The sequence below is a fragment of the Georgenia daeguensis genome (assembly GCF_039537705.1).
GTDB classification, from domain to species: domain Bacteria; phylum Actinomycetota; class Actinomycetes; order Actinomycetales; family Actinomycetaceae; genus Georgenia; species Georgenia daeguensis.
The window spans coordinates 1-511 of the sequence record NZ_BAABBA010000105.1 but is presented as its reverse complement, the minus strand read 5'-3'; the positions used below and the strand labels follow the sequence as shown (position 1 = coordinate 511).

The 511-nt window shown below is 50.7% G+C and carries 1 protein-coding gene; it reads left to right on the top strand.

Annotated features, from left to right (window positions below; translation table 11 throughout):
* Positions 1-97: 97 nt before the first annotated feature.
* Positions 98-511: replication initiation protein (locus tag ABD774_RS21620; RefSeq protein WP_345045862.1), on the top strand; the 414-nt coding region annotated here is incomplete at its 3' end.

Here is a 511-nt window from a genome sequence, read left to right as displayed (position 1 = left end):
CCGAACTTTTGGTAAGCTAAAGCGAACCTTTATCCAGACAGTTCTTTTATTTAGTTCTTTTAACGTAGTATTGCATTCTTAACTAGCTTAATATGCTATGAAATTGGGTTTACAAGTCCGTCAACATAACGCCCTGACTACAGCTCGCTACGAATACAGCGAAACTCAGCTTGATGTGTTCTTCTACCTGCTCTCGCAACTACGCAAAGGGCAACCGGGGTCCGTCTACGAAATCTCCGTGCCGGCTATGAGCGAGTTAACAGGCAAGCAGTACAACTACAAGCGTCTGCGCGAAGCCACCAAAGAAATGGGTTCGCGCTGCTTCGAGTTGGAAACGACCGACGAGTTGGGCCAAAAGGTGTTCCGCCAACTCTGGCTCTTCAAGCGCGTGGATTATGTTATCGGCTCGGGCCGGCTGCGCGTCGAGTTCACCGAACCAGCCATCCCCTTCCTGTTCGACCTGCAGGCCAACTTCACTTCGTTCGAGTTACAAGCCGCGCTACTGCTCACC